The 3,654-nt window shown below is 72.9% G+C and carries 5 protein-coding genes; 1 reads left to right on the plus strand and 4 read right to left on the minus strand.

Annotation, left to right across the window (positions count from 1 at the left end):
• The 4 genes from G3573_RS20755 to tsaD form a co-directional block, all read right to left on the minus strand.
• The coding region (locus tag G3573_RS20755) for a hypothetical protein (protein ID WP_163263556.1) at window positions 1–285 on the minus strand (285 nt) is incomplete at its 3' end.
• A gap of 64 nt (window positions 286–349) precedes the next feature.
• Window positions 350–742 carry a Rieske (2Fe-2S) protein gene (locus G3573_RS20760; RefSeq protein WP_346427426.1) on the minus strand — a complete coding sequence of 131 codons (393 nt, stop codon included), beginning with the start codon at window positions 740–742 and terminating at the stop codon, window positions 350–352.
• A 25-nt stretch (window positions 743–767) separates the two neighbouring features.
• On the minus strand, window positions 768–1,766 hold the full coding sequence (locus G3573_RS20765) for an NAD(P)H-dependent glycerol-3-phosphate dehydrogenase (protein ID WP_163263557.1): 999 nt from the start codon (window positions 1,764–1,766) through the stop codon (window positions 768–770).
• Window positions 1,763–2,851 carry a tRNA (adenosine(37)-N6)-threonylcarbamoyltransferase complex transferase subunit TsaD gene (gene tsaD / locus G3573_RS20770; RefSeq protein ID WP_163263558.1) on the minus strand — a complete coding sequence of 363 codons (1,089 nt, stop codon included), beginning with the start codon at window positions 2,849–2,851 and terminating at the stop codon, window positions 1,763–1,765. Before tsaD ends, G3573_RS20765 begins: the two co-directional genes overlap by 4 nt.
• A 106-nt stretch (window positions 2,852–2,957) precedes the next feature.
• Between tsaD and hemC the strand changes: the two genes are divergently transcribed.
• Window positions 2,958–3,654, plus strand: a 697-nt coding sequence (gene hemC, locus G3573_RS20775) for a hydroxymethylbilane synthase (protein WP_205598409.1), incomplete at its 3' end; no start/stop codon positions are given.

The following is a 3,654-nucleotide window of genomic DNA, read 5'->3' on the forward strand; positions in this document are numbered from 1 at the left end:
GGCGACGGCCGCTGCGGCCGCCGACCGGGATTGGGCGAAGTAGGCGTCCAGATCGGCCTCAGTCGCCTCCAGGACGCACTCGGGAGCCAGGACCGCCGCCAGCTTGCCAGCAATGTCGAGCTGCAAGGCGTAGACCGCCTTGTTCACCGCGACCTCGCCGAACCCGCCGCCCGAGTACTGCGCGACCGTCACAGGCTGGCCCATGACCGTGGCTAGGTCGGCCGCCTCGGCCGAGCTCGCCGCCGCCGTAATGGCGACGACCATCGCCGCAACCCAAACCTTCATGATGCGCCCCCGCCCGTATCCCGGCAGGCTTGATCAATTGAGATCGCCGGTCAAGACGGGCGCCTCAGGCCGTCCTGACCACGCCAGATTGATCAACCTTGACCGGCCAGGGGCGCAGCCTCTGGCCGCCGCAGGGGCCGCCGACGCACAGGCCGTCCTCGATCTCGAACAGGGCGCCGTGCCAGGAGCACATGATCAGGTCGCCGCGGCTGGTCAGGTACTTGTCCAGCTCCTGGGCCAGCGGCAGGCCGGCGTGCGGGCAGCGGTCGACATAGCCGTAGACCTGCTCGCCCTTGCGCACCACGAAGCCGTGGAAATAGGCGTCGCGGATCTGCAGCACGAAGTTGCGCGCGCCCGGGTCGGCCAGGCTGTCCAGCGTGCACAGCGGCACGCCGGCGGGGGTCTCCCATACCCGCTTGCGCTCCGCGCCTTCCTCGATTTCGCCTGAACCGTCCACGCTCACTGCACCAGTCCGGATCGTCTCAACGCTCCGCCTTCAGCGGGCGGGTCATCAGGCCCTCGATGGCCGCCTCGACGTCGATCTCGCCGGCCAGCACGGCGGCGACCGCCTCGCAGATCGGGGTCTCGACGCCCAGGCGCGCGGCCAGCTGGCGCACCGCCGGGGCGGACTCCACGCCCTCGGCCACCGAGCGCTTGCCGGTCAGGGCCTCGGCCAGGGTCAGGCCCTGACCCAAAGCAAGGCCCACGCTCATGTTGCGCGACTGCGGAGACGAGCAGGTCAGCACCAGGTCGCCCAGGCCGCACAAGCCGGCCACCGTGTCGGGCTTGGCGCCCAGCGCGACGGCGTAGCGGGTCATTTCGGCGAAGCCGCGGGTGATCAGGGCGGCGTGGGCGCTGCGGCCCAGGCCCCGGCCCTCGACGATGCCGGCGCCCACGGCCAGCACGTTCTTCAGCGCGCCCCCGGCCTCGGCCCCGATCATGTCGTCCACCCAATAGGGGCGGAAGCTCGGCGAGGCGATCGCCTGCACCAGCTCCTGGCCGAGCTCCGGATCAGCGCAGGCCAGGGTCACGGCGCACGGCATGCCGCGCGCCACCTCGGCCGCGAAGCTCGGACCGGACAGCACCGCCGGGCGCGCCTGGGGCAGGGTCTCGGCCAGCACGTCGGTCATCAGCTTCAGCGTGCCGCGCTCCACGCCCTTGGCGCACAGCACGATCGGCAGGCCGTCGCGCACGTGCGGCGCGAAGGCGGCGAGCGTCGAGCGCATGTGCTGGGCCGGCGGCACCGCCAGGATCAGATCGCAGGCGGAAAGGTCCGCCATGTCGCCGGTCACGGTGATCGCGGGATCCAGCTTCACGCCGGGCAGGAAGGGCGTGTTCTCGCCGCTGGCGCGCACCGCCTCGAGCACCTCGGGCTCGCGCGCCCACAGGGTGGTTTTCAGACCGGCCCGGACCGTCGCCTGCGCCAGGGCCGTGCCCCACGCGCCCGCGCCGATCACGCCCACGCTCGTAAATCCGTTCACGCCTTCGCCCCCTTGCGTCCCGGTTTATGGGTCGGATCGGCCAGCGCCGCCGCTTCGTCCAGCGGCCAGCGCGGTCGCGCCGCGACGTCGAGCCCCGAGACCAGGCCCTCCGCCAGCCGCTCCGCGCCCGCAAGGGCGATCATGGCGGCGTTGTCGGTGCAGTACTTCAGCGGCGGGGCCACGAAGGCGAAGCCGCGGGCCGCGGCCGTCTCCTCCAGCACCCGCCGGACGGTCCGGTTGGCCGCGACCCCGCCGGCCACCACGAACAGGCGGTGCGGGTGGTGGGCGGCGTAGCGGGCCATGGCCCGGTCTGAGCGCTCGGCCAGCTGACGGGCGATCGCCGCCTGCACCGAGGCGCACAGGTCGGCGCGGTCCTGGTCGGTCTTCACCTCGGCCTGGGCGACGCGCGCGGCCGCCGTCTTCAGGCCCGAGAACGAGAAGTCGCAGCCCTGGTGGCCCAGCAGCGCGCGCGGCAGCGGGAAGCGGCTCGGATCCCCGCTCTCGGCCAGCTTCTCCAGGTGCGGCCCGCCCGGATAGGGCAGGCCCAGCGCCTTGGCGATCTTGTCGAACGCCTCGCCGGCCGCGTCGTCGATGGTCGAGCCGTAGCGCTTGCACAGGCCCACGCCTTCGACCGAGAGCAGCTGGCAGTGGCCGCCGGAAACCAGCAGCAGCAGAAAGGGATAGTCCGCCTTGGCGCCCAGCCGCGCCGACACGGCGTGACCCTCCAGGTGGTTGACGGCGATGAGCGGCTTGCCCGCCGCCAGCGCCACCGCCTTGCCGAACGACAGGCCGACCATCACGCCGCCGACCAGGCCGGGGCCGGCCGTCGCGGCCACGCCGTCCAGGCCGTCGAAGCCGACGCCGGCCTCGCGCATGGCTTCGCGCACGATGCCGTCGATGCCCTCGACGTGGCTGCGCGCGGCGATCTCCGGCACCACGCCGCCGTAGGGGGCGTGTTCCTGGATCTGGCTGGCGACGACGGAGGACAGCACCTCGACCGCGCCGTCGGGCGCGCGGCGCACCACGGCCGCGGCGGTTTCGTCGCAGCTGGTTTCAATGCCGAGGACGGTGAGGGATGACGCCATGATTGCGGGCGGGACCGCGCTCCTGTAGTCCGGCCGGGACCTAAAGCCTGAGAGCGCGAACGGTTTTGGCTGCCGCGCTCGTGTACCTGTCCGAGGTAGCCGCCGCATGGCCACCATGCAACCGCCCGTCCGCATCGGCACTCGCGCCTCCAAGCTCGCCCAGACCCAGACGCGCCACATGCAGGCGCGCATCGTCGCCGCCCTGGGCGCCGATCCGGCCGACGCCGACCGTGTCGCGCCGCTGGTGCTGATCACCACCACCGGCGACCGCATCCAGGACCGCCGCCTGCTGGAGGCCGGCGGCAAGGCGCTGTTCGTCAAGGAGATCGAGGAGGCCCTGCTGGCCGGCGAGATCGACGTGGCGATCCATTCGATGAAGGACGTGCCGGCCGAGCAGCCGGCCGGCCTGACCATCGCCGCCATTCCCGAGCGCGAAGACCCGCGCGACGCCTTCGTCAGCCTGAAGTGGGGCTCGCTGGCCGAATTGCCGCAGGGCGCGCGCCTGGGCACCGCCAGCCTTCGCCGGCAAGCGCAGACCCTGGCCGACCGGCCCGACCTCGAGATCCTGATGCTGCGCGGCAATGTCGACACCCGCCTGCGCAAGCTGGCCGAAGGCGAGTGCGACGCCATCCTGCTGGCCAAGGCCGGCCTGAACCGCCTGGGCATGGCCGACGTGGTGCGCGACCTGCGCGATCCGGTCGCCGCCCCGCCGGCCCCGGGCCAGGGCGCCCTGGCCATCCAGAGCCGCGTCGTCGACGCCGACGCCGCCTGGCTGCGCTCCCTGCACCACGCCCCGACCGCGC

The organism is Caulobacter sp. 17J65-9 (genome assembly GCF_010975005.1).
In the GTDB taxonomy this organism is placed as follows: Bacteria; Pseudomonadota; Alphaproteobacteria; order Caulobacterales; family Caulobacteraceae; genus 17J80-11.